Here is a 21,975-nt window from a genome sequence, read left to right on the forward strand (position 1 = left end):
TAAAAATAACTGTTTTGGGATCCTCAACATGATGAGCCGACAGCGGCGCCTGACCATGCCCCGAACGATTCGGGTATACTGACCAGCGGCTGCGGCTTCAGAGGTAGTTATGCTATATATTGTTCGTCTGATTATTGTTGTGCTTTATTGCATTGTTGTATGCATTCTTGGCTCCATCTGGTGCCTGTTTAGTCCACGTAATCCTCGTCATGTTGCAACTTTTGGCCATTTGTTCGGCCGTCTCGCGCCCGTTTTCGGTCTGAAGGTGGAAACCCGCAAGCCAGAAGGCGCGGAAAAATATGGCAATGCCATCTACATTGGCAACCACCAGAACAACTACGATATGGTGACGGCCGCAAATATCGTCCAGCCGCCTACCGTTACCGTTGGCAAAAAAAGCCTGGTCTGGATCCCGTTTTTCGGCCAGCTCTACTGGCTTACCGGCAACATCCTGATCGATCGCGATAACCGCGCCAAAGCCCATACGACCATTGCGACCGTTGTGTCGCAGATCCGCAAGCGTAATATTTCCGTCTGGATGTTCCCGGAAGGGACGCGCAGCCGGGGCCGCGGGCTGCTGCCCTTTAAAACGGGCGCGTTCCACGCCGCTATCGCCGCAGGCGTGCCGATTGTGCCGGTCTGCGTCTCTAACACCAGCAATAAAATTAACCTTAACCGCTGGAATAACGGGCTGGTGATTGTCGAAATGCTGCCGCCCATCGATACCAGCGCCTGGAGCAAAGATCAGGTTCGCGACCTGGCCGCGCACTGTCGTCAGCTCATGGAAGCGAAAATTGACGAGCTGAATAAAGAAGTGGCCGAGCGCGAAGCCGCGGGTAAGCGATAATCCGCAACCGTAGTGGGGCCAGGCGGCCCCTTCCGACAGGCGCGCAACGCCGGTCGTCAGACTTTATTCATGGAGCAAGTATGTCATTCAGCCGGCGTCAATTTATTCAGGCATCGGGTATAGCCCTCTGCGCAGGCGCGGTACCGCTGAAGGCCAGCGCGGCAGGACAGCAACCGGCGCTGCCTGTGCCCCCGCTGCTCGAGTCCCGGCGCGGTCAGCCGCTCTTCTTAACGCTGCAACGCGCGCACTGGTCTTTTGCTGCCGGCACCCGCGCGCAGGTGTGGGGCTTCAACGGGCGCTATATGGGGCCAACCATACGCGTCTGGAACGGCGACGACGTTAAGATGATTTACAGCAACCGCTTGCAGGAAAATGTCGCCATGACGATAAGCGGGCTACAGGTGCCAGGGCCGCTGATTGGCGGGGCGGCGAGAATGATGAGTCCCAGCGCAGACTGGGCGCCAGTGCTGCCTGTTCGCCAGTCTGCCGCTACGCTCTGGTATCACGCTGATACGCCGAACCGCAGCGCGCAGCAGGTTTATAACGGCCTGGCGGGCATGTGGCTGGTGGAAGATGACGTCAGTAAATCCTTACCCGTGCCGAACCACTACGGCGTGGACGACTTTCCCGTGATCATTCAGGACAAGCGGCTGGATAACTTCGGTTCGCCTGAGTACAGCGAGCCGGGGAGCGGCGGCTTTCTTGGCGATACGCTGCTGGTGAACGGCGCGCAAAGTCCTTATGTGGAAGTTTCACGCGGCTGGGTGCGTCTGCGCCTGTTGAACGCTTCTAACGCCCGACGTTACCAGCTGCAAATGAGCGACGGCCGGCCGCTGCACGTTATCGCAGGCGATCAGGGATTTCTGCCCGCGCCTGTATCAGTCAAGCAGCTGTCGCTGGCGCCTGGCGAGCGGCGCGAAGTGCTGGTCGATATGACCAACGGCGATGAAGTGTCTATTACCTGCGGCGAAGCGGCGTCGATTGTGGACAGGATCCGTGGGTTCTTCGAACCTTCGCGCATACTGATCTCCACGCTGGTGCTGACGCTGCGGCCAACCGGGCTGCTGCCGCTGGTGACCGATAATCTGCCGATGCGGTTGCTGCCCGATGAAATCATAAACGGCACCCCGGTAAATAACCGCACAATTAACCTGGGCGACGACCCTGGCATCAACGGCCAGCTTTGGGATATGAAACGTATTGACGTTCAGGCCCAACAGGGCACGTGGGAGCGCTGGACGGTACGTGCGGAGATGCCGCAATCTTTCCATATCGAAGGGGTGAGCTTCCTGGTGCGCAACGTTAACGGCGCAGCGCCCTTCCCGGAGGATCGCGGCTGGAAGGATACCGTCTGGGTGGATGGCCAGGTGGAGTTGCTGGTCTGGTTCGGCCAGCCTTCCTGGAGCCATTTCCCGTTCCTGTACCGCAGCCAGACGCTGGAAATGGCAGACCGTGGCTCGGTGGGGCAACTGCTGGTGAACCCCTCGCCATGAGCGACAACGACAAAAAAGCCGCTGATGAGCGGCTTTTTTTATGGCTGACGGCATGCTTTTATCGCCGCTCGCTTACGCTTATTCCGCCAGGAACAGCTCCAGCAGCGAATTAAGGAACAGCTTACCGTGGTCGGTAATTTGCCAGCTCTGCGGCGTTTCTGTCAGGTAATCAAGCGCGATAGCGTGTTCTATTTGCGGGCGAATCACGCTTTCATCTAAGCCGGTATAAAGCGCGAATTCCGCGCGCGGCGCCGCTTCCAGCAAACGAAAACGGTTCATAAAGAACTCGAACGGTTTGTCCGCCGCTTCCACCTCATGCTGGCGATCAAGGTATTTGCCTTGCATATAGCCGCGCGGGTGGCGCGTTTTCGCGGTGCGCAGAATACGCCCGTCCGGGAATGTGACCTTGCCATGCGCGCCGCAGCCGATACCGAGGTAATCGCCAAACCGCCAGTAGTTCAGATTGTGCTGACACTGAAAACCCGGTTTCGCATAGGCCGACGTTTCATATTGCTGATATCCCGCAGCGGTCAACAGCTTATGGCCCTGCTCGAAGATATCCCACAGCGCGTCGTCATCCGGCAGCGTAGGCGGGCGAGAGCCAAACAGCGTATTCGGCTCAATGGTCAGCTGATACCACGACAGGTGAGGAGGATTAAGGGCGATGGCCTGACGCAGGTCGTCCAGCGCCTCTTCCAGCGACTGGTCCGGCAGGCCGTGCATCAAATCGAGGTTAAAACTGCGAAGCCCTAAGCCGGCTGCCAGGTTCGCGGCGCGCTTCGCCTCTTGCGGCCCGTGAATACGGCCAAGACGCGTAAGCTTCGGCTCGCTGAAGCTTTGCACGCCAATGGAAATACGGTTAACCCCGGCGCGCTGGTATTCAACGAAGCGGTCTGCTTCCACGGTGCCTGGGTTAGCTTCCATGGTGATTTCCGCATCGGCAGCCAGATTCAGGCGCGCACGCACGCCATCAAGCAACTGTTGCATCGCGGCGCCTGAAAGCAGGCTTGGCGTGCCGCCGCCGATAAATATCGTTTTCACCTCGCGCCCCTGGGCATAAGGCGCGTCGTTATCAAGATCGGTCAGAAGGTGCTGCACGTAGTCGTCGTGCGGCACCTCGCCTTTCAGCGCGTGCGAATTAAAGTCGCAGTAAGGGCATTTCTGCACGCACCAGGGAATATGAATATAGAGACTTAAGGGTGGCAAATTAGCCATTACGCATTGCTTCCAGTAACAGTTTCAGCGCCTGCCCACGATGGGAGATAGCGCTTTTCTCTTCCCGCGTCAGTTCCGCCGCGGTTTTGCCCGCAGAAGGGACAAAGAATATCGGGTCATAACCAAAGCCGCCTTCGCCAGCCGGGGCGCGGGTAATCACGCCTTGCCAACTGCCATGGCACACCAGCGGCGTTGGGTCTTCGGCGTGGCGCATATAAACCAGCACGCAGTGAAAGTGCGCCTGGCGCTTGCCTTCCGGCACCTCTTCAAGCGCCGCCAGCAGTTTTTCAAGGTTCTGCTGGTCGGTGGCGTCAACGCCTGCATAGCGCGCAGAGTAAATGCCCGGCGCGCCGCCCAGAATTTCTACCGCCAGCCCGGAGTCATCGGCAATCGCCGGCAGACCGGTAACCTGCGCCGCGTGCCGCGCTTTCAGGATGGCATTCTCAATAAAGGTCAGGCCGGTTTCTTCAGCGGAATCGACCCCAAGCTCGGTCTGCGCTACTACCTCCAGCCCAAAGTCTTGCAGCAGCGAGGCCAGCTCGCGCACCTTACCGGCGTTGCCGGTAGCGAGAACAACTTTTTGCATAGTGAAATCCTGTGATTAATCGGTTATCGCCGCGACTTGCGCCGGGATGTTTTGCGGATTAATGATTCTGACTTGCTTATGGCGGCCCAGCTCGCCTTTTTCAATGATGACCTGGCTTTTGGCGACGCGAAACTGCTTTGCCAGAAATTTCAGCAGGTGCGCATTGGCCTGACCATCCACTGGCGGGGCGGTGATGGCGACTTTCAGTTCGTCGCCATGCTCGCCCACGATGGCGTCCCGGCTGGCTTTCGGCTGAATGTATAACCGTAAAACCAGCCCGTCCGCGCTGTGGCTGACTGCGCTCACAGCAAATACCACAGCCCCGGGAAGAGATCCATGCCGAGGTAGTTCAGGAGATACAGGATAATAATTACGCCCATCGCCGAGAAATCAATGCCGCCCATCGCCGGGATAACGCGGCGAATCGGCGCCATCATCGGCTCGGTCATTTGCATCAGCACATATTCAACAGGGCTGCGGCCCTGGCTGACCCAGCTCATCAGCGAACGGATGATAATGACCCAAAAAACCAGCGTTCCTGCGGATTTTAACAAAGAGAGCGCGCCAACCAGCAGGTTCATAGGATCCAGCGACAGCACGCCCGCCTGGATAAGCAGCAGCAGCGGGTATTTTAGCGTGGTCAGAATAAACGCCACCAGCAGCGAGGCGGTATCAATCGGCCCAAGGGAGGGAATAATGCGGCGCAGCGGCCCAATCACCGGCTGCGTTACCTTTACAATAAACTGCGCGAACGGATTATAAAAATCGCAGCGCGACCACTGCATCCAGATGCGCAGCAGCAGTACCATCACGTACAGCTCAATCAGGGTTTTGACCAGAAAAGTCAACGTCAGCATGGCGTTCCTCAGTAGTTATTGTTCAGTACGGCGCGTGTAATCCCGCGCGCCGAAAATGGCGGTTCCAATGCGCACCATGGTGCTGCCTGCCGCTATCGCGGCCTCCATGTCGTCGGTCATGCCCAGAGATAAAGTATCGACAGTCGGATAACGGCGCTTAAGCCCGCTAAATGCTACCGCCATTTGGCTTGCGACGGCAAACTGGCGCGCGTAGTCAGGTTCAGGCGCAGGAATGGCCATTAACCCCCGCAGGCGAACGCCCGGCAGTTGCGCTACCTGCTCCGCCAGCGCGTCCAGCTCGCCCAGGGCAATGCCGGATTTGCTCTGCTCATCGCTAATGTTTATTTGGATCAGCACGTTAAGCGGCGCCATATGTTCAGGGCGCTGGTCGCTCAGGCGGCTGGCGATGCGTAACCGATCAACGGTATGGCACCAGTCGAAATGTTCGGCCACCAGACGGCTTTTGTTGGACTGCAACGGGCCGATAAAGTGCCACTGCAACCCCTCAACGCTGCTCTGGCGAAAGTGAAGGATCTTCTCCACTCCCTCCTGCACGTAATTCTCCCCAAAGGCGCGCTGTCCGGCGGCGATAGCTTCTGCGATGGCGCTCGCAGGTTTGGTTTTGCTTACTGCAAGCAATGTAACTTCTTCTGAAGACCTGCCGCAGCGTTGGGCCGCCGCTGAGATCTTCTGCTGCACTTGCGCTAAGTTGCGTTCTATCTCACTCATGATTATCGGGAAGCGGTATGGATATGGATGAACTGGTGGCGCTTAGTGTAAAGCATAACGTTTCGGATCTACACCTGTGCAGCGCGTTGCCTGCGCGATGGCGACGATGCGGCAGGCTGGAGCCAGCCCCTCACGCCGCGCCCGTTCCTGAAGCGCTGCTCAACAACTGGCTTAATGAAACCCAGCGCAGCGAGCTTGCCTTCAACGGACAGCTGGATTTCGCCATTACGCTGCCAGGCGGCGCGCGGCTGCGCGTAAATGCATTCCGCCAGCAGCAGGGGCTTTCGCTCGCGTTGCGCCTGTTGCCAACGCGCTGCCCGCAATTATCGGCGCTTGATCCGCCAGCAGCGCTAACCGGGCTGCTGCGGTCGCCGGACGGCCTGATTCTGGTGACGGGCGCAACGGGCAGCGGCAAATCCACCACGCTGGCGGCAATGGTCGATTACCTCAACCAGACGCTGGAAGGGCATATCCTTACGCTGGAAGATCCGGTTGAGTTTCAGCATGCCAGCGCACGCTCTCTTATCCAGCAGCGGGAAGTGGGCATTCACTGCCGAAGCTTTAACGACGGTTTGCGCGGCGCGCTGCGCGAAGACCCGGATGTCATCCTGCTGGGCGAGCTGCGGGATAGCGAAACCATTCGCCTCGCCCTGAGCGCGGCCGAAACGGGCCACCTTGTGCTGGCGACGCTGCATACGCGGGGCGCGGCGCAGGCTGTGGAGCGGCTGGTGGATGTCTTTCCGGCTGAAGAGAAAACCTGCGTACGCAGCCAACTCGCCGGCAGCCTGCGGGCGGTGCTGGCGCAAAAGCTGGTAGACGCGCGCGATGGCGGCCGCGTGGCGCTGTACGAGCTACTTATCAATACCACGGCGGTGGCGAACCTGATTCGCGAAGGCAAAAGCCATCAGTTGCCCGGGCAACTCGACACCGGCAGGCAGCAGGGGATGCAGAGCTTTGCGCACAGCCTGGCGGCACGTATCGACGAGGGTAAAATCGCCGCCGTGCCGCCGCAAACGGCGAAATGGGGTTAGCTAGCGCACGTTAAGCGAATAAAGCACGGGCAACGCGCCAGCGGTAGCGAGTATCTCCAGTTTGATTTCAGAGGCCTGCCGCGGCTTGCTAAACCTGTGTTCATTCACTGACTGGTGGTTTTCGGTAACGTCTGCCGCCAGCGTTTCATCAATCCAGAGCCGGTAGCGCGTAACGCAGTGCGGATTAACAGCAAAGTGATGGCCCATTTGTACGGTTTCCATCGCGTTGTCGAAATCGTTGTCGAACACCAGCGTGAGGGCGTTAATAAGCTGCGGCTGCGCCCAGCGCCAGACCATGGTCGGCTGTTGATCTTCAGGGCTAGGCGCCCAGCCGTTGAAATGCTGCTCCGGGCGCAGGCGGCCATTCAGCAAGTTCTCCGCCTGATAACAACGCAGCGGCGAGCCCAGGCGCAGCGCGGGCAACAGGTTATGCGGACGGCGGCGCGGCAGCCAGAAGTCGAACGCCTCCACGCCAAAGTCGCCATTGACAATCTGGCTGGCGTGCTTCGCTACACGGGAGTTCTGGCTGTTAAACACCGTTATGATGCCCGGCAGGTCGATATCGGTTAGCGCGATCTCAACCTCTTCGTTACGGTCAAAGACGATAAACAAGTACTGGTCATGCGGGGCGGCATAATCAAAATGCAGGGTGTGATCGCCTGTCTGAGCGACGGAAAGTTCGCGCTCAGACAGTATCTTCTCAGGCGTGTAATTACCGGGTTTTTCGCTGGTTAACAGGCTGACCCTGAGGCGCTGCGGGGTAGTTGCGCGCAGCGTGAAGGTTAAAGAGGGAAGCGGCTCACCCGCTTTTAGCGGCGCTAACAGGGCCATGCGGGCATGCAGCCCCAGCCATTCGCCGCTGGCAGGCAGGTCTGAAAAGCTGTACTCGCTACTGGCGCAGACGGTAGCGCCGCGCGTTGGATCATTAAGCCGATGCCGGGGGAGGTAACAGCCAACGGCTTGCAAATGCTGTTGCAAAAGCGGGACGTTTTCACGCTGCGCCAGCTCGCGCGGGGTAAACTGGTGTTGGCGGCAAAGTGCGGCGGCGCGGCCAACCACTTCACCCAGCAGACCGCAGGTGCACATGACCCGCGCGCTGCCGAAGGCGACGTGAGACGCCGAAATCAGCCGCCCGGTTAAAAACAGGTTGTCCAGCGAACGGCTGTAGAGGCAGCGCAAAGGAATGGTATAAGTCCCCTTGCTGTGAAACTGGCGGCAACCGTCGTGCATGCTGTAAACGCCGTCTGCCGGGTGCAGGTCGATAGACCAGCCGCCGTAGGCGACGGCGTCGTAATGGTCGCGCTGCTCAATAATATCCTGCTGGCAGAGCAGGTGTTCGCCCATAAAGCGGCGGCTTTCACGCTTGCCGGGAATCGCGCCGACCCATTCGATGGTCATGTTCTCCGCGTCCGGGAAGTTGCCTGAATTTTTAATGTAATCCCAGACGCCCCAGACAATCTTCCAAAGCTCCCACTTGATGGCTTCGCTGTCGTGCACTGTATCCAGCCTGCCGCCCCATTCCAGCCACCAGAGGTCGCAGCCGTTGAGGGTGGAAGTCAGGCGCGTGTAGCGCGGGATGGCTGTTATTTCGCGCAGGGCGAAGGAGGGCGGCGTAAAGCGCACCGGGCCTTCTGTTCGTTTGGTGTAGAAATAGATCGAATGGCCGAGCTTGTGGCCGAAGTGTTCGCCCGGCGCCATTTTTTCGCCAAGCTCTTCAATGGCTTCCGCCCCGACGCGGTATTCCGCACCGGCAAGGTAGCCGAGTACGCCGTCGCCGGTAGCGTCGCAAAACTGCTCTGCCGTAATGAGATAAAAGGTTTCATTAATGGCGTTAAAACCTTTTACGCTGGTAATACGCTGACCGTCTGTGGAAACCTCAAACAGCGCGGTGTTGAGTAAAAGCGTAAGTCCTGGCTCCCGTTGCGCCATATCCAGCAGCACCAGGTCAAACATAACCGGGTTGCCTTCTTTATTGCGATACAGGTTTTCTTCAAGAATTTCGCCCATAATGCCGCCTTCGCGCGCCCAGCGGTTATTATTGCCCATATGCGACGTGGCGCCGTTGGCCCACAGCCGCACCTCGCTTGAGGCATTACCGCCGAGCACGGGACGGTCCTGAACCAGCACGACCTGCAACCCTTCGCGTGCAGCCGCGAGGGCCGCGCAGAGACCGGAAAGCCCGCCGCCTGCCACCAGCAAGTCAGCATGAAGTTGCTCTTGCGGAAAAGCCCGGGCGGCGCTTTGGTGAAAGATCTGCATAATGTTTGTATCCTTCTTAAAGAGCACGACTCAATTCACGCAACCTAAGGCTGCTATGTCATCACAACCCAATCAAAGCCTGATCGACGGCATCCGTTGCCTGCAATATCTGGTCTCCAGCGACCGCGCCATTGGCTGTCGCGAACTGGCGCGCCTGATGAACATCAACACCACGCGCGTTAACCGCCTTCTGATGACCATGGCGTCCATCGGCCTCACCATGCAGGATGAGCAGCGGCGCTATCTTCCCGGGCCCGGCATTCATGCGCTTGCCGCGCAGGCTATCCGGGGATCTGCGCTTTTCTCGCAGGCGCTGCCGCAGCTTGAGCGTCACGCCCCAAAAGAAATTGTGGTGGCGCTCGGGGTACTGTGGGAGGACCAGGTTACTTACATCTACCACGCCTCGCCAGGCTCGCCGCCGGGCCAGGCGCTGGCCGGATTTCGCATGCTCCCCGCCTGGCAATCGGTTATCGGCATGTCGCTGCTGGCTTCGGAAAGCGACGAAGCGCTGGCGCCTCGCTTCACGCCTGAACAGTGGGCGGCGCTGGCTCCCCATCTGGCGCAGCAGCGTGAGCAAGGACATGTCGTCTGGCGTCACGATGATGGCGAGATCTCCATGGCGAAGCCGCTGGATATGCATAACGCCTCGCTTGCGCTGGCAGGCATGTGGAATATTTCCGAAGCGGAAATCGACGCTCGCCTTCGCCAGTTACACGAACTGGCGGCGCTGCTGCTCAACGCTGCCTGATCGCTCTTTGCTTGCGCTGACGGGCGTATCCGGTGTTAATTCGCTTTACTATTGTGTCTCTTTTATAGAAACACAAAGATTTTGGCAAAACGCCGCCGGGAAATGTGAAGTGGCTCGAAGAGAAACGGGCGGGGCGGGTAGCCGCGCCACGGACAAAAGAGAGTGCGGGTCAGGGATGCTGCTCGAAGTAACTTTCCAGAATAACGACGGCGGAAGCGGAATCCACGCTGCCTTTGTCCAGCGCGCGAAAGCCGCCGCGGGAAAAAAGCCCTGAGCGCGCTTCTACGGTGCTGAGCCTTTCGTCATGCAGCGCCATCGCTACGCCAAAACGTCCATGGATGCGATTAGCAAAATTGCGGGCGCGGGCCGTAAGCGGCTGTTCGGTGCCATCCATATTCAGCGGCAGCCCGACGATAACTTTTTCCGGCTGCCACTCTTTCAGAAGCTTTTCGATAAGCGACCAGTCTGGCGTGCCGTTTTGCGCTTTTAGCGCCGTAAGCGGACGGGCGGTGCCGGTAATGCGTTGGCCTACCGCCACGCCGATGCTGCGGGTGCCGAAGTCAAAGGCCAGTAATGTTCCGCTCATCAGGCATGCCCCGCCACGCCGGGCATAGTGTGGATATCAATACCGATGAGTTTCGCCGCTTCGCGCCAGCGGTCGGCAATCGGGGTGCGGAAAAGGATATTGAGATCCGCAGGCGCAGTAAGCCAGGCGTTTTCCAGCAATTCCTGCTCCAGTTGACCTTTTTCCCATGAGGAGTAGCCCAGCGCCACGATGATGTCAGAAGGCTGCTCCGCAGTGCCCATGGTTTCCAGCACGTCACGTGAAGTCGTGATGATGGTGTTATCGGAAATGCGGATGCTGGAAGCAAATTTATCCGGCGGCGTATGCAGGATAAAACCGCGGTCTTCCGCCAGCGGCCCGCCGAGAAATACCGGCTTGTCCAGGCGAATAGCCGGGTCGCGCGGTTCCGGGTTGATCTTAAGCTTTTGCAAAACCCCTTCGACTTGCAGGTTCTCCAGCGGCTTGTTGATAACGATCCCCATGGCGCCTTCGTCGTTATATTCGCAGATGTAAACCACGGAACGCCGGAAGAGCGGGTCCTGCAACGCCGGCATGGCAATCAGAAAGTGATGCTGTAAATTCATTGTCAAAGGTTCTGTAGTCCTGGTTGAAAAAGCGACAAGGCCAAGTATGCGGGCAAAGTGGCGGGCTGTCACCAGGTGGGAGGAAAAGGCGGGCTTGCGCCCGCCGTAAAGATTATTTTGCCAGGCGTTTCTCAATGGCGTCCATCAGCATGCCGGTGATGGAGATGGGGAATTCCGCTTCAATTTCACGCACGCAGGTGGGGCTGGTGACGTTAATTTCCGTCAGGCGATCGCCGATGATATCCAGCCCAACGAAAATCAGCCCTTTCTCTTTAAGCGTCGGCGCTACGCGGCGGGCGATAGCCCAGTCGCTCTCGCTCAGCGGGCGTGGTTCGCCACGGCCGCCTGCGGCCAGGTTGCCACGCGTTTCGCCGCCCTGGGGAATACGCGCCAGGCAGTAAGGCACCGGTTCGCCGTCCACCACCAGCACGCGCTTATCTCCATCGACAATCGCCGGCAGATAGTTTTGCGCCATGCAGTAGCGGCTGCCAAGCAGCGTCAGGGTTTCGGCAATAACCGAAAGGTTCGGATCGCCCTCTTTTACGCGGAAGATAGAGGTGCCGCCCATGCCATCCAGCGGTTTGAGGATGATATCGCCATGTTTTTGCCAGAACGCTTTTAACTGCGCTTTATTGCGGGTCACCAGCGTTTCCGGGGTGAGATCCGGGAACCAGGCGGTGAAGAGTTTTTCGTTGCAGTCGCGCAGGCTCTGCGGCTTGTTAACGATAAGCGTGCCTTTTTCTTCGGCGCGCTCAAGAATGTAGGTTGCGTAAATAAATTCGGTATCAAACGGCGGGTCTTTGCGCATCAGGATAACGTCGAGCTCTGCCAGTTCAATATCTTGCTCAGCGCCGAATTCATACCACTTGTCGTAGTTCTGCTCCACGCTGACGCGGCGGGTGCGGGCGCGCGCTTCGCCGTTAATCAGGTAAAGGTCCGCCATCTCCATATAGTGCAGCTCATACCCACGGCGCTGCGCTTCCAGCAGCATAGCGAAGCTGGTGTCTTTTTTAATGTTGATGGTTGCGATGGGGTCCATCACGATGCCGAGCTTAATCATTCTCTTTCTCCTTTAGCCCAGATCGCCAAAACGCACCTGTAGCGCGGTGATGGCGGTGAGCGCGGTAGTCTCAGTGCGCAGAACGCGAGGTCCCAACAGAATATCAGTAAAATGGTAGCGCGCCGTCATGGCGATTTCATCCGCCGACAGGCCGCCTTCCGGGCCAATCAGCAGCCGCACGCGCTCAACCGGCAGCGGCAGCGTGTTGATGCTGTGCTCGGCGCGGGGATGAAGATTAAGTTTCAGCCCTTCATCCTGCTGCGCGCACCAGGCTTCAAGATCCATGGCAGGGCGAATCTCCGGCACGCGGTTGCGGCCGCACTGCTCGCAGGCCGCAATGGCGATTTTTTGCCACTGCTGAATTTTTTTACTTAGCCGTTCGGCATCAAGCTTAACGCCGCAGCGCTCAGAAAACAGCGGCGTAATGACATTCACGCCCAGTTCTATTGATTTCTGGATGGTAAATTCCATTTTTTCGCCGCGCGACATCACCTGGCCCAGATGAAGGTGCAACGGCGATTCACGGTCCGCTATTTCGCCTTTAAGCACGTTCACGCGCACGCTTTTTTTATCTGCGTGGACAATTTCGGCGTCGAAAAGCTGATTGCTGCCGTCGAATAAGTGTAATGCCTGCCCGGCCCCCATGCGCAACACGCGGCCTACATGGTTGGCGGCGTCTTCGCTAAGAGTCAGCTCCTGGCCTGGGGTAATGGGTTCGGGATGATAAATGCGGGGAATTCGCATAGGTCTTTTTCTGCCAGCAAGGGCGCGCCCGGCTTCTGGCGGCGCGCGCAATAAACAATGTTCGCTAGTGTAGGTTAGCGGTTTTGTGCCTGGCAAGCCTGCTGAACATACGGGTTGTGATTGCCCTGCACGCGAGCGATACGCTCGTCGCGGGTGCATTCCCATGCCGTCACCGGATAGAGCTTGTTCCAGGCTTCAAACAGCTGCGTCTGCTGGCGAGAAAGCGAAAGCTTGTACTGGTCGCGCATATAGAAATAGGTGCGGGCGATGGCGCCGCGGGCGCGGGCAGGCGGCTCTGCGGATTTGTCTTTGAAGTCGACCTTCATTTCGCACTGCCCGTACTGGCCTTCGCCGCCTTTCCACTGGTTGTAGAGGAAATTACCGCGATCGCCGTTCACTTCGCCCACCGCAGGTTGCAGGTTATGCAGGTCGATTTCCATCTGGCGGTAGATCGGGTCTTTATCGCAGTTTTTACGGCCGCCATCCTGCCAGCACTGGCGCTGATGGCCGAATTGCCAGGCGGGTACCACATGCTCCCACTCGATACGCGAAGCGCGGTTTTCATTTTTACGCACTTTGTAGCCGCAAGACTCCAGATCCGGGATCCCCTTTTTTCCCTGCCAGGTAATTTTGCAACCGCAGTAGAAATCGCCCGGTACGTCAGCGTTCACTTTCACGCTGGCGGCTTTAGCCTGAGAGAAACTATGAATACCTGCGGCAAACGTACCACTGGAAAGCAGAGCGGCGCTTAGCGCCACCGTAAGCGAAATTTTGCGAGACATCTTCCAACTCCATGTGACAAGTGCTCGCACCGTAACGAAGGAAAGCGCCAGAAGCAATTCAAAGACGCTTAAAATTTCCGGTTCAGGATAAAGGCGGGGGTTCCGGGCGCAGCTTTTCGCCGCAGCGCACGCAGCGATACTCCGTTTCGCCGCGCAGCACGCGGTTATGGCGACGCACCGTAAGCTGATGCTGCTGGCAGCCACAGCGGTAAGGGAAGGTATTACGGCGTACGGAATGCAGCTCAAACTGATGCGTGCGGCGAGCAGGCACCCCCAGCACCGTTTCCATCATCCATTTCCACTCTTTGCCGTGCGGCGCCACGCGGCCAAAATGTTTCCATACCAGCAGATGCGCCAGTTCGTGCGGCACCACTTCGTCAAGAAACGCCTGCTGGTTTTCCATCAGCAACACCGGGTTAAGACGAATTTCATTGCTCTCAAGCCAGGCGGTGCCCGCTGCCGTGCCGCGTTGCTGATAAACGATTTTCGGCTCAGGGTAGTTGCGGGCAAGATGCAGGTTCGCGCGTTGCAGATTTTCGCGCAGGCTGCGCATAACGGCCTGTTGAACGGCAATAGGGAGACGTGGGGTTTTCATAACGGCAGAGCATAGAGAATGGCGCAGGGGAGGGCAAGCGGCAGAGAGAAGCCTCTCCCCGTGAGGAGAGAGGCCGGAAAGGTTAATCGTGCGCGCCAATCTCGCGCAGGCGACGACCTTTCATCAGGTTACGTTCAATGTGCTCAAGCGACACATGTTTGGTTTCCGGCACCAGCCAGACGGTCAATACGATAAAGAAGAGGTTCAGCGCCGCATAAACCCAGAAGGTGTTAGCGTTGCCAAGCGTATTGAGCATGGTCAGGAAGGTGGCGCCGACAATCATGTTGGCGATCCAGTTCGTCGCGGTTGAGAGCGTAATACCAAAATCACGGCCTTTCAGCGGCTGGATCTCAGAGCACAGCACCCAGATCAGCGGGCCAGCGCTCATGGCAAAGCCGATAATAAACATCAGCAGCATGGCGACGGCAAAATACTGCGCGCCCGGCGAGTGAATGCCCATATGCAGCATCGTGCCCAGAATGCCCATGCCCGCGGCCATCACGATAAAGCCCAGAATAAGGGTCGGCTTGCGGCCCCAGCGGTCCACCAGACCGATAGCGATAAAGGTTGCCAGCACGTTGGTCAGGCCGACAATCACGGTGCCCCACATCTGTTCGGTGGTGTTGGAATACCCGGCCAGTTCAAAGATTTTCGGCGCGTAATACATGATCACGTTCATGCCGGTGAACTGCTGCATGACCTGAAGCAGCACGCCCAGGAATACCGCGCGGCGGAAGTTGCTGTTCTCTTTAAACAGCGCCCAGCCGCTCTGTTTCACCTTCAGGCTTTCACGGATCTCTTCCAGCTCGTTACGCGCTTCGGCGCTGGAATCACGCAGACGCAGCAACACGCGTTCAGCATCGTGGAAGCGGCGCTTGGCGGCAAACCAGCGTGGGCTGTCTGGCAGGAAGAACACGCCAATCAGCAGCAGCAGCGCCGGGATGGTGATCACACCCAGCATCCAGCGCCAGTTCCCGGTGTAACTGAAGGCGGTATCGGAAAGATAGGCGCCCAGGATACCGATGGTAATCATCAGCTGATACATCGAGATCATGCTGCCGCGGATTTTTTCCGGCGCAATCTCAGAGAGATAGAGCGGGGCGGTGTAGGAAGCGATACCTACCGCCAGACCCAGCAGCACGCGGGAAACAATCAGAATTTCAACGTTTGGCGCGAAAGCGGAGCAGAGCGAGCCTGCCACAAACAGCACCGCGCCAATCATCAGGCTTTTTTTACGCCCGAGGCTGGAAGAGAGCCAGCCGCTGCCCACCGCGCCGACCGCCGCGCCGAACATCATTGAGCTGACCACCCATTCCTGCTGGTGTGAAGTGATCTGGAAATCATCAGCAATAAAGGGCAATGCGCCCGCAATCACGCCAATGTCGAGGCCAAAAAGCAGTCCCGCCAGGGCCGCGAGAAAACAGACAAAGAACGTCATGGCCTTGTTTGAACGCCCCTGTTTTTTATTGTCAGGCATACCGCCCTCCAGTTGGGTTATTGGTTTTATCAATGTGAATCGTAGGTTAGCGTACCGTAAAAAGATGTGATACGAATCACATGAGTGTAATCGGTTACATCACTGTCAAGTTGTGTAATTCGCTAAAACCGTTATTTATCAGGCTATTAGGTTACTATCCAACAGAATAGCCGGATAAATTTCAGACTAAACCGAAGCGGCATGTAACAGAATGCGTTCTTTTACCATGCATAAGGAATAATCTGAAAATATATGTAGCAAAATCGTCATGTAATCGCTTCCAGGACGAAACGAAAAGCGTACTGCGAGGAAGTATAGCGGGCGGAAAAGAAAGCGCAGAAATGGCCGCCAGAAATGCAAAAGGCCAGCACGAGGCTGGCCCTGGAGGCAATGCGGCGGAGATTTATTTCAGACCGGCAGCGTCGCGCAGCAGTTGCGCTTTGTCGGTTTTCTCCCACGGGAAGTTTTCACGACCGAAGTGGCCGTACGCCGCGGTTTCTTTATAGATCGGGTGGAGCAGATCCAGCATCTGGATCAGGCCATACGGGCGCAGGTCAAAGAATTCGCGCACCAGCAGGGTCAGTTGCTCGGTCGCGATTTTCTCGGTTCCGAAGGTTTCCACCATAATGGAGGTCGGTTCCGCTACGCCGATAGCGTAAGAAACCTGAATCTCACAGCGATCGGCCAGGCCTGCCGCTACGATGTTTTTCGCAACGTAACGTGCGGCATAGGCAGCGGAACGGTCTACCTTAGACGGATCCTTACCAGAGAACGCGCCGCCGCCGTGGCGCGCCATGCCGCCATAGGTATCAACGATGATTTTACGACCGGTCAGGCCGCAATCGCCCATCGGGCCGCCAATAACGAAGCGTCCGGTCGGGTTGATGAAGTATTTCGTGGATTCGTTGAGCCATTCAGCAGGCAGAACCGGCTTGATGATCTCTTCCATGACCGCTTCCTGCAACGCTTTTTGCTCAATATCTTCGGCGTGCTGAGTAGAGAGCACGACCGCGTCGATACCAACGATTTTGCCGCTGTCATACTGGAAGGTAACCTGGCTTTTCGCATCCGGGCGCAGCCACGGCAGCGTGCCGTTTTTACGCACTTCAGCCTGGCGCTGCACCAGACGGTGAGCATAGGTGACCGGCGCCGGCATCAGCACATCGGTTTCGTTAGTCGCGTAGCCAAACATCAGGCCCTGGTCGCCCGCGCCCTGTTCCAGCGGGTCAGTGCGGTCAACGCCCTGGTTGATATCCGGAGATTGCTTGCCGATAGCGCTCAGGACGGCGCAGGAGTTGGCGTCAAAGCCCATATCGGAATGCACGTAGCCGATCTCACGCACCGTGTTGCGGGTAATTTCTTCGATATCTACCCACGCGCTGGTGGTGATTTCGCCGCCGACCAACACCATGCCGGTTTTAACGTAAGTTTCACACGCTACACGCGCTTTCGGATCCTGTTCAAGGATAGCGTCCAGCACGGCATCGGAAATCTGGTCAGCGATTTTATCGGGATGCCCTTCTGATACAGACTCGGACGTAAAAAGGTGTTTAGCCATATTCTCTTCACCCTGGAGTAATTCGGTTAGTTCAGACTGCTGCGTAAAAGCGCCAGTCCAGCGCGATATTCTGAACGGAAAAACGCCCCCGCATTTAACGGAACGGGCTGTCTGAATGTTAATCAGTATAGATGGATTAACTTCTGGACGGCTATTCTAGGTGAATTCTTAACCTCATTTCCAGCGATTTTTGCGCGCCAGTATGCGCAGTAAAGAAAGGGCCACAGAAGATTTCTGATAACGCCTGCAAAGCACACATTTTTATTTTGCTTTTTAACCCTGTTGTCGGTATAAAACGGCGCGCGCGGCTTATGCATTCAAGCGCACGATGGTTGCCCTCGTGTCGCCCACTTCCAGCCGGGTTAAGCAGTGATTTTTAAGGCTTTGGCTTGTCGCATACATCACCGTATGCGTGGAGGTGATACGAAATAATGAACCATTGTTACCCGCTTATTCCGGCACACCATTCTGGTGCCTTTTCATCCCCCGCACTCTGCATATCTTCTTTGCAAACCTGCCGATGTTACACCCATCTCGGCGCTTCTCAGGATTCCCGGGCCGGTTACGTCTGGTAATCACTGAACAAGGGCGCTCCTGAAATTCAGGAGTTTTCTCGTGGTTTCGCCGACCCGTCATACGGAGTTCGGTTACGTGTTTTACAATAGTATGGAAAAGAAACCGGTCGCTCGGTCGGGCGGTCAGCGCTATCTGCTGGCGAACCCGTCTGTTTATGGGTTGTTATCGCACTGTAACGCTGCGATAGTAGTTAACTGTTTTACACTTTTGAAAAAACATGAGGTTCGCTATGTCTGACGACATGTCTTCGGTTTCCCCTTCGTCAGCAGGCGAACAGGGTGTACTACGTTCTATGCAGGAGGTGGCAATGAGCTCTCAGGAAGCCAGCAAGATGCTGCGTACTTACAATATTGCCTGGTGGGGCAATAATTATTACGACGTCAACGAGCTGGGCCACATCAGCGTTTGCCCCGATCCGGACGTCCCCGACGCGCGCGTCGATCTCGCCAAACTGGTGAAATCCCGTGAAGCTCAGGGCCAGCGCCTGCCGGCGCTGTTCTGCTTTCCGCAGATCCTGCAACACCGCCTGCGCTCCATCAACGCGGCGTTCAAGCGCGCCCGTGAATCCTATGGCTACAATGGCGACTACTTCCTGGTTTATCCCATTAAGGTAAACCAGCACCGTCGCGTTATCGAATCGCTTATCCATTCCGGCGAGCCGCTGGGTCTGGAGGCGGGCTCTAAAGCAGAGCTGATGGCGGTGCTGGCGCATGCCGGCATGACGCGTTCGGTGATTGTCTGCAACGGTTACAAAGACCGCGAATACATCCGCCTGGCGCTGATCGGCGAGAAGATGGGCCATAAGGTCTACCTCGTTATTGAGAAGATGTCGGAAATTAAGATCGTGCTGGAGGAGGCGGAGCGCCTGAACGTGGTGCCGCGCCTGGGCGTACGCGCACGTCTTGCTTCCCAGGGCTCCGGCAAATGGCAATCTTCCGGCGGCGAAAAGTCGAAATTCGGCCTGGCCGCGACTCAGGTGCTGAAGCTGGTCGAGATGCTGCGCGAAGCAGGGCGCCTCGACAGCCTGCAACTTCTGCACTTCCATCTCGGCTCGCAGATGGCGAATATTCGCGACATCGCTACTGGCGTGCGTGAATCGGCGCGTTTCTACGTTGAGCTGCATAAGCTTGGCGTACAAATCCAGTGCTTCGACGTAGGCGGCGGCCTGGGCGTAGACTATGAGGGCACGCGCTCGCAGTCTGATTGCTCCGTGAACTATGGGCTTAACGAATATGCCAATAACATCATCTGGGCTATCGGCGACGCTTGCGAAGAAAATGGTTTGCCGCACCCGACGGTGATTACCGAGTCGGGGCGTGCGGTAACGGCGCACCATACCGTGCTGGTTTCTAACATCATCGGCGTGGAGCGTAACGAATTCACCACGCCGACCGCGCCGGCAGAAGATGCCCCGCGTCCGCTGCAAAGCATGTGGGAAACCTGGCAAGAGATGCACCAGCCGGGCACCCGCCGTTCGCTGCGCGAATGGCTGCACGACAGCCAGATGGACCTGCACGATGTGCATATCGGTTACTCTTCCGGTACGTTCAGCTTGCAGGAGCGCGCCTGGGCAGAGCAGCTTTATATAAATCTCTGCCATGAAGTGCAAAAGCAGCTTGATCCGCAAAACCGCGCGCACCGTCCGATTATTGACGAGTTGCAGGAGCGCATGGCGGATAAAATTTACGTCAACTTCTCGCTGTTCCAGTCTATGCCGGACGCGTGGGGCATCGACCAGCTCTTCCCGGTGCTGCCGCTTGAAGGGCTTGATCAGGCGCCAACCCGCCGCGGCGTGCTGCTGGACATCACCTGCGACTCCGACGGCACCATCGATCATTATGTCGATGGCGACGGTATCGCGACCACCATGCCGTTGCCGGATTACGACCCGGACAACGCGCCGCCGCTGGGCTTCTTTATGGTGGGCGCTTATCAGGAGATCCTGGGCAACATGCACAACCTGTTCGGCGACACCGAAGCGGTGGACGTGTTTGTCTTCCCGGATGGCAGTGTGGAAGTGGAGCTTTCCGATGAAGGCGATACCGTAGCGGATATGCTGCAATACGTGCAGCTTGATCCCAACACGCTGCTGACCCATTTTCGCGATCAGGTGAAGCAGACCGGGCTTGACGAGGCGCTGCAACAGCAGTTCCTGGAAGAGTTCGAAGCGGGGCTTTACGGCTACACTTATCTGGAAGATGAATAAGCATGGGGCAGGGGGCCGCAAAGCCGCCTGCCTGTGCCGTTAGCACGCGCTTTTACGCAAGGCAGATCGCGAGCGCCGCAGGCTTGAACCTGCTGGAATTACCAGCGATAATCTGCCGCAACAAGCTCTACACCTATCAATCCCTTCCTCGTCGGGTTTAACGACGCGGAGGGGATTTTTTTTATCGCTTTTTCACGTAACCAAGAGGTCATGTTCATGAACACCTTAGGCCATCAGTACGACAACTCCCTGGTATCCAACGCCTTTGGTTTTTTGCGTTTGCCGGTTAATTTCCAGCCGTACGACAGCGACGCTGAGTGGGTCATCACCGGCATTCCGTTTGATATGGCGACGTCAGGCCGTGCGGGCAGCCGCTTCGGACCGGCGGCAATCCGTCAGGTTTCCACTAACCTGGCCTGGGAAGGCAACCGCTTCCCGTGGGATTTTGACATGCGCCAGCGCCTGAACGTAGTCGATTGCGGCGACCTGGTTTATGCCTTTGGCGACGCGCGTGAAATGAGCGAGAACTTGCAGGCGCATGCGGAGAAACTGCTGGCGGCCGGCAAGCGTATGCTCTCTTTTGGCGGCGACCATTTCGTTACGCTGCCGCTGCTGCGCGCGCACGCCAAACACTTCGGCAAAATGGCGCTGGTGCACTTCGACGCGCATACCGACACTTACTCTAACGGCTGCGAATTCGACCACGGCACGATGTTCTACACCGCCCCGAATGAAGGGCTGATTGACCCGACCCGTTCCGTGCAGATTGGTATTCGCACCGAGTTTGACAAAGACAACGGCTTTACCGTGCTGGATGCGCCGCAGGTGAATGACCGCTCCGTAGCGGATGTGGTGGCTCAGGTTAAGCAGATTGTGGGCGATATGCCGGTTTACCTGACTTTTGACATCGACTGTCTGGATCCCGCGTTCGCGCCGGGTACCGGTACGCCCGTGATTGGCGGCCTGACTTCCGATCGCGCGCTGAAATTGCTGCGCGGCATTCAGGATCTGAACATTGTCGGCATGGACATTGTGGAAGTGGCGCCGGCTTACGATCAGTCAGACATCACCGCGCTTGCTGCGGCAACGCTGGCGCTGGAGATGCTCTATATCCAGGCGGCGAAAAAAGGCGCGTAAAAGGCGATAAAAAAGCCGGTATTAACCGGCTTTTTTGCAGGGCGGAGCGCGCGAAAGCGGCTCCGCTTTTTTATTTGATGCCGTCGGCGGCCATTCGCTCGCGGATATGCTCTGCGCGGGCGGTTGAGGCCGGGTGGTCATCAAACATGGAGCTCTGGCGGCCTGCTTCCTGTTGAGCAAGCTTTTCAAAACTGGTGGCGAGACCCAGCGGACTGATGCCGCGCTTGCGCAACAGATCGTAGGAGTAGTCATCTGCTTCCGACTCCTGACGCTGCGAGAATTGCGCATTAACCAGTTGTTCGCCAAGCGCGCCAAGCTGCGATTGCGACAGGCTGCCTACAACGCCGCCTGCGGAAGCGGCCGCGGCGCGTACCGCATTGGTGCCAAGCGCCACCTGCATGCCGCGCTTCACATGGCCCAGCGCAACGTGACCCATTTCATGGCCGATAACCGCTTCCACTTCGTTGTCGGTCATCATATCCATCAGGCCGCTGTAAACGCGGATGCAGCCGTTGGCCATGGCGAAGGCGTTAACATCTTTGGTCACGTAAACCTTGTAGTTCACCGGCTGACCGTTGATGTTGTCGCCAAGCGCCGAGGCGATTTTCTCAAGTCGCTGGCTGTAGGTGCTGCTTGCCGGGGCGATGGTCGCCTTGCTGTCCAGTTCTTTACAGGACTCATCGCTTAAAGCTTTAACCTGCGCATCGCTTAACGTGTAAGCCTGAAACGCCTCGGCGCCCGATGTGAGCAGGCCGTTAGAATCCATGTTTTGACAACCGCTCAGCAGGGCCGCCGTGCCCATGGCGAGCAGGATAGCGCGCATCTTCATGTGTGTGCTTCCGCAAATAAGTGATTAAAAAGTGTAGAGCATCGCCAGCTGATTTTACCGGCATGATGAGCAGTATAAAGAAGGGAGTGCGCGATGA

Annotated in this window: 23 protein-coding genes; 8 read left to right on the plus strand and 15 right to left on the minus strand. The window is 57.4% G+C overall.

Features of this window, described 5'->3' with window-relative positions; genetic code table 11:
- Nucleotides 1-109: 109 nt before the first annotated feature.
- Nucleotides 110-847, plus strand: a complete 738-nt coding sequence (locus DW56_RS06770; RefSeq protein ID WP_024551346.1) for a 1-acylglycerol-3-phosphate O-acyltransferase — start codon at nt 110-112, stop codon at nt 845-847.
- Nucleotides 848-927: 80 nt separating this feature from the next.
- Nucleotides 928-2,340 carry a cell division protein FtsP gene (gene ftsP / locus DW56_RS06775; protein ID WP_024551345.1) on the plus strand — a complete coding sequence of 471 codons (1,413 nt, stop codon included), beginning with the start codon at nt 928-930 and terminating at the stop codon, nt 2,338-2,340.
- A gap of 78 nt (nt 2,341-2,418) precedes the next feature.
- Here ftsP and hemW read toward each other — a convergent pair whose 3' ends face one another.
- Genes hemW through DW56_RS06800 form a run of 5 tightly spaced genes read right to left on the minus strand, consistent with a single transcriptional unit; the run spans nt 2,419 to nt 5,727 of the window.
- Nucleotides 2,419-3,555 carry a radical SAM family heme chaperone HemW gene (hemW, locus tag DW56_RS06780; protein WP_024551344.1) on the minus strand — a complete coding sequence of 379 codons (1,137 nt, stop codon included), beginning with the start codon at nt 3,553-3,555 and terminating at the stop codon, nt 2,419-2,421.
- Nucleotides 3,548-4,141: an XTP/dITP diphosphatase gene (locus tag DW56_RS06785; protein WP_024551343.1), complete on the minus strand. Its 594-nt coding sequence runs from the start codon at nt 4,139-4,141 to the stop codon at nt 3,548-3,550. Before DW56_RS06785 ends, hemW begins: the two co-directional genes overlap by 8 nt.
- 15 nt (nt 4,142-4,156) lie before the next feature.
- Nucleotides 4,157-4,447, minus strand: coding sequence for a DUF167 family protein YggU (gene yggU, locus DW56_RS06790; RefSeq protein ID WP_024551342.1), 291 nt, complete (start codon nt 4,445-4,447; stop codon nt 4,157-4,159).
- The gene (locus tag DW56_RS06795) at nt 4,444-4,998 is read right to left on the minus strand and encodes a YggT family protein (protein ID WP_024551341.1); all 555 of its coding nucleotides are present in this window, start codon (nt 4,996-4,998) and stop codon (nt 4,444-4,446) included. The genes yggU and DW56_RS06795 overlap by 4 nt, the downstream gene beginning before the upstream one ends.
- Before the next feature lie 15 nt (nt 4,999-5,013).
- On the minus strand, nt 5,014-5,727 hold the full coding sequence (locus DW56_RS06800) for a YggS family pyridoxal phosphate-dependent enzyme (RefSeq protein ID WP_024551340.1): 714 nt from the start codon (nt 5,725-5,727) through the stop codon (nt 5,014-5,016).
- Between the two features lie 17 nt (nt 5,728-5,744).
- On the opposite strand from DW56_RS06800, the gene DW56_RS06805 reads away from it, so the two are divergent.
- Entirely contained in the window at nt 5,745-6,758 is a 1,014-nt protein-coding gene (locus DW56_RS06805; protein ID WP_024551339.1) for a type IV pilus twitching motility protein PilT, read from the plus strand.
- Here DW56_RS06805 and DW56_RS06810 read toward each other — a convergent pair whose 3' ends face one another.
- Nucleotides 6,759-9,017 (minus strand): FAD-dependent oxidoreductase, encoded by a 2,259-nt coding sequence (locus DW56_RS06810; protein WP_029589751.1) that lies wholly within the window; start codon nt 9,015-9,017, stop codon nt 6,759-6,761.
- Nucleotides 9,018-9,072: 55 nt separating this feature from the next.
- Between DW56_RS06810 and DW56_RS06815 the strand changes: the two genes are divergently transcribed.
- Nucleotides 9,073-9,765: an IclR family transcriptional regulator gene (locus tag DW56_RS06815; protein WP_024551337.1), complete on the plus strand. Its 693-nt coding sequence runs from the start codon at nt 9,073-9,075 to the stop codon at nt 9,763-9,765.
- Between the two features lie 169 nt (nt 9,766-9,934).
- On the opposite strand, the gene ruvX is transcribed toward DW56_RS06815, so the two are convergent.
- The 8 genes from ruvX to metK form a co-directional block, all read right to left on the minus strand.
- A complete protein-coding gene (ruvX, locus tag DW56_RS06820) occupies nt 9,935-10,351 on the minus strand; it encodes a Holliday junction resolvase RuvX (RefSeq protein WP_024551336.1) in 417 nt (138 codons plus the stop codon).
- Nucleotides 10,351-10,914, minus strand: a complete 564-nt coding sequence (locus DW56_RS06825) for a YqgE/AlgH family protein (protein WP_024551335.1) — start codon at nt 10,912-10,914, stop codon at nt 10,351-10,353. The genes ruvX and DW56_RS06825 overlap by 1 nt, the downstream gene beginning before the upstream one ends.
- A 112-nt stretch (nt 10,915-11,026) precedes the next feature.
- A complete protein-coding gene (gene gshB / locus DW56_RS06830) occupies nt 11,027-11,974 on the minus strand; it encodes a glutathione synthase (protein ID WP_024551334.1) in 948 nt (315 codons plus the stop codon).
- A gap of 12 nt (nt 11,975-11,986) precedes the next feature.
- The gene (gene rsmE / locus DW56_RS06835; RefSeq protein WP_024551333.1) at nt 11,987-12,718 is read right to left on the minus strand and encodes a 16S rRNA (uracil(1498)-N(3))-methyltransferase; all 732 of its coding nucleotides are present in this window, start codon (nt 12,716-12,718) and stop codon (nt 11,987-11,989) included.
- Between the two features lie 74 nt (nt 12,719-12,792).
- Nucleotides 12,793-13,500 (minus strand): deoxyribonuclease I, encoded by a 708-nt coding sequence (gene endA / locus DW56_RS06840; RefSeq protein WP_024551332.1) that lies wholly within the window; start codon nt 13,498-13,500, stop codon nt 12,793-12,795.
- A gap of 82 nt (nt 13,501-13,582) precedes the next feature.
- On the minus strand, nt 13,583-14,095 hold the full coding sequence (locus tag DW56_RS06845) for a SprT family zinc-dependent metalloprotease (RefSeq protein ID WP_024551331.1): 513 nt from the start codon (nt 14,093-14,095) through the stop codon (nt 13,583-13,585).
- Nucleotides 14,096-14,177: 82 nt separating this feature from the next.
- Nucleotides 14,178-15,572, minus strand: coding sequence for a sugar porter family MFS transporter (locus DW56_RS06850; protein WP_024551330.1), 1,395 nt, complete (start codon nt 15,570-15,572; stop codon nt 14,178-14,180).
- 403 nt (nt 15,573-15,975) lie between these two features.
- Complete coding sequence (gene metK / locus DW56_RS06855; RefSeq protein WP_024551329.1) at nt 15,976-17,130, minus strand: methionine adenosyltransferase; 1,155 nt, start codon at nt 17,128-17,130, stop codon at nt 15,976-15,978.
- Between the two features lie 431 nt (nt 17,131-17,561).
- On the opposite strand from metK, the gene DW56_RS23210 reads away from it, so the two are divergent.
- From DW56_RS23210 to speB, 4 genes are all read left to right on the plus strand, one after another.
- Nucleotides 17,562-17,705, plus strand: a complete 144-nt coding sequence (locus DW56_RS23210; RefSeq protein ID WP_422652281.1) for a hypothetical protein — start codon at nt 17,562-17,564, stop codon at nt 17,703-17,705.
- Nucleotides 17,706-17,796: 91 nt separating this feature from the next.
- Nucleotides 17,797-17,943: an acid stress response protein YqgB gene (gene yqgB, locus DW56_RS21445; RefSeq protein ID WP_139152782.1), complete on the plus strand. Its 147-nt coding sequence runs from the start codon at nt 17,797-17,799 to the stop codon at nt 17,941-17,943.
- A complete protein-coding gene (gene speA, locus DW56_RS06860) occupies nt 17,936-19,912 on the plus strand; it encodes a biosynthetic arginine decarboxylase (RefSeq protein ID WP_024551328.1) in 1,977 nt (658 codons plus the stop codon). Before yqgB ends, speA begins: the two co-directional genes overlap by 8 nt.
- 216 nt (nt 19,913-20,128) lie before the next feature.
- Nucleotides 20,129-21,049: an agmatinase gene (gene speB, locus DW56_RS06865; protein ID WP_024551327.1), complete on the plus strand. Its 921-nt coding sequence runs from the start codon at nt 20,129-20,131 to the stop codon at nt 21,047-21,049.
- A 70-nt stretch (nt 21,050-21,119) separates the two neighbouring features.
- On the opposite strand, the gene loiP is transcribed toward speB, so the two are convergent.
- Nucleotides 21,120-21,878 carry a metalloprotease LoiP gene (gene loiP, locus DW56_RS06870; protein WP_024551326.1) on the minus strand — a complete coding sequence of 253 codons (759 nt, stop codon included), beginning with the start codon at nt 21,876-21,878 and terminating at the stop codon, nt 21,120-21,122.
- Nucleotides 21,879-21,975 lie beyond the last annotated feature (97 nt).

The sequence above is a fragment of the Franconibacter helveticus LMG 23732 genome (assembly GCF_000463115.2).
In the GTDB taxonomy this organism is placed as follows: domain Bacteria; phylum Pseudomonadota; class Gammaproteobacteria; order Enterobacterales; family Enterobacteriaceae; genus Franconibacter; species Franconibacter helveticus.

Coding starts and splice junctions, on each gene's coding strand:
- DW56_RS06815 (WP_024551337.1), top strand. CDS start 9,073: ATGTCATCACAACCCAATCAAAGCCTGATCGACGGCATCCGTTGCCTG.
- metK (WP_024551329.1), bottom strand. CDS start 17,130: ATGGCTAAACACCTTTTTACGTCCGAGTCTGTATCAGAAGGGCATCCC.
- DW56_RS06795 (WP_024551341.1), bottom strand. CDS start 4,998: ATGCTGACGTTGACTTTTCTGGTCAAAACCCTGATTGAGCTGTACGTG.
- DW56_RS06800 (WP_024551340.1), bottom strand. CDS start 5,727: ATGAGTGAGATAGAACGCAACTTAGCGCAAGTGCAGCAGAAGATCTCA.
- DW56_RS06845 (WP_024551331.1), bottom strand. CDS start 14,095: ATGAAAACCCCACGTCTCCCTATTGCCGTTCAACAGGCCGTTATGCGC.
- speB (WP_024551327.1), top strand. CDS start 20,129: ATGAACACCTTAGGCCATCAGTACGACAACTCCCTGGTATCCAACGCC.
- speA (WP_024551328.1), top strand. CDS start 17,936: ATGTCTGACGACATGTCTTCGGTTTCCCCTTCGTCAGCAGGCGAACAG.
- gshB (WP_024551334.1), bottom strand. CDS start 11,974: ATGATTAAGCTCGGCATCGTGATGGACCCCATCGCAACCATCAACATT.
- ruvX (WP_024551336.1), bottom strand. CDS start 10,351: ATGAGCGGAACATTACTGGCCTTTGACTTCGGCACCCGCAGCATCGGC.
- endA (WP_024551332.1), bottom strand. CDS start 13,500: ATGTCTCGCAAAATTTCGCTTACGGTGGCGCTAAGCGCCGCTCTGCTT.
- hemW (WP_024551344.1), bottom strand. CDS start 3,555: ATGGCTAATTTGCCACCCTTAAGTCTCTATATTCATATTCCCTGGTGC.
- DW56_RS23210 (WP_422652281.1), top strand. CDS start 17,562: ATGAACCATTGTTACCCGCTTATTCCGGCACACCATTCTGGTGCCTTT.
- DW56_RS06825 (WP_024551335.1), bottom strand. CDS start 10,914: ATGAATTTACAGCATCACTTTCTGATTGCCATGCCGGCGTTGCAGGAC.
- rsmE (WP_024551333.1), bottom strand. CDS start 12,718: ATGCGAATTCCCCGCATTTATCATCCCGAACCCATTACCCCAGGCCAG.
- yqgB (WP_139152782.1), top strand. CDS start 17,797: ATGGAAAAGAAACCGGTCGCTCGGTCGGGCGGTCAGCGCTATCTGCTG.
- DW56_RS06850 (WP_024551330.1), bottom strand. CDS start 15,572: ATGCCTGACAATAAAAAACAGGGGCGTTCAAACAAGGCCATGACGTTC.
- DW56_RS06785 (WP_024551343.1), bottom strand. CDS start 4,141: ATGCAAAAAGTTGTTCTCGCTACCGGCAACGCCGGTAAGGTGCGCGAG.
- loiP (WP_024551326.1), bottom strand. CDS start 21,878: ATGAAGATGCGCGCTATCCTGCTCGCCATGGGCACGGCGGCCCTGCTG.
- DW56_RS06810 (WP_029589751.1), bottom strand. CDS start 9,017: ATGCAGATCTTTCACCAAAGCGCCGCCCGGGCTTTTCCGCAAGAGCAA.
- DW56_RS06805 (WP_024551339.1), top strand. CDS start 5,745: ATGGATATGGATGAACTGGTGGCGCTTAGTGTAAAGCATAACGTTTCG.
- DW56_RS06770 (WP_024551346.1), top strand. CDS start 110: ATGCTATATATTGTTCGTCTGATTATTGTTGTGCTTTATTGCATTGTT.
- ftsP (WP_024551345.1), top strand. CDS start 928: ATGTCATTCAGCCGGCGTCAATTTATTCAGGCATCGGGTATAGCCCTC.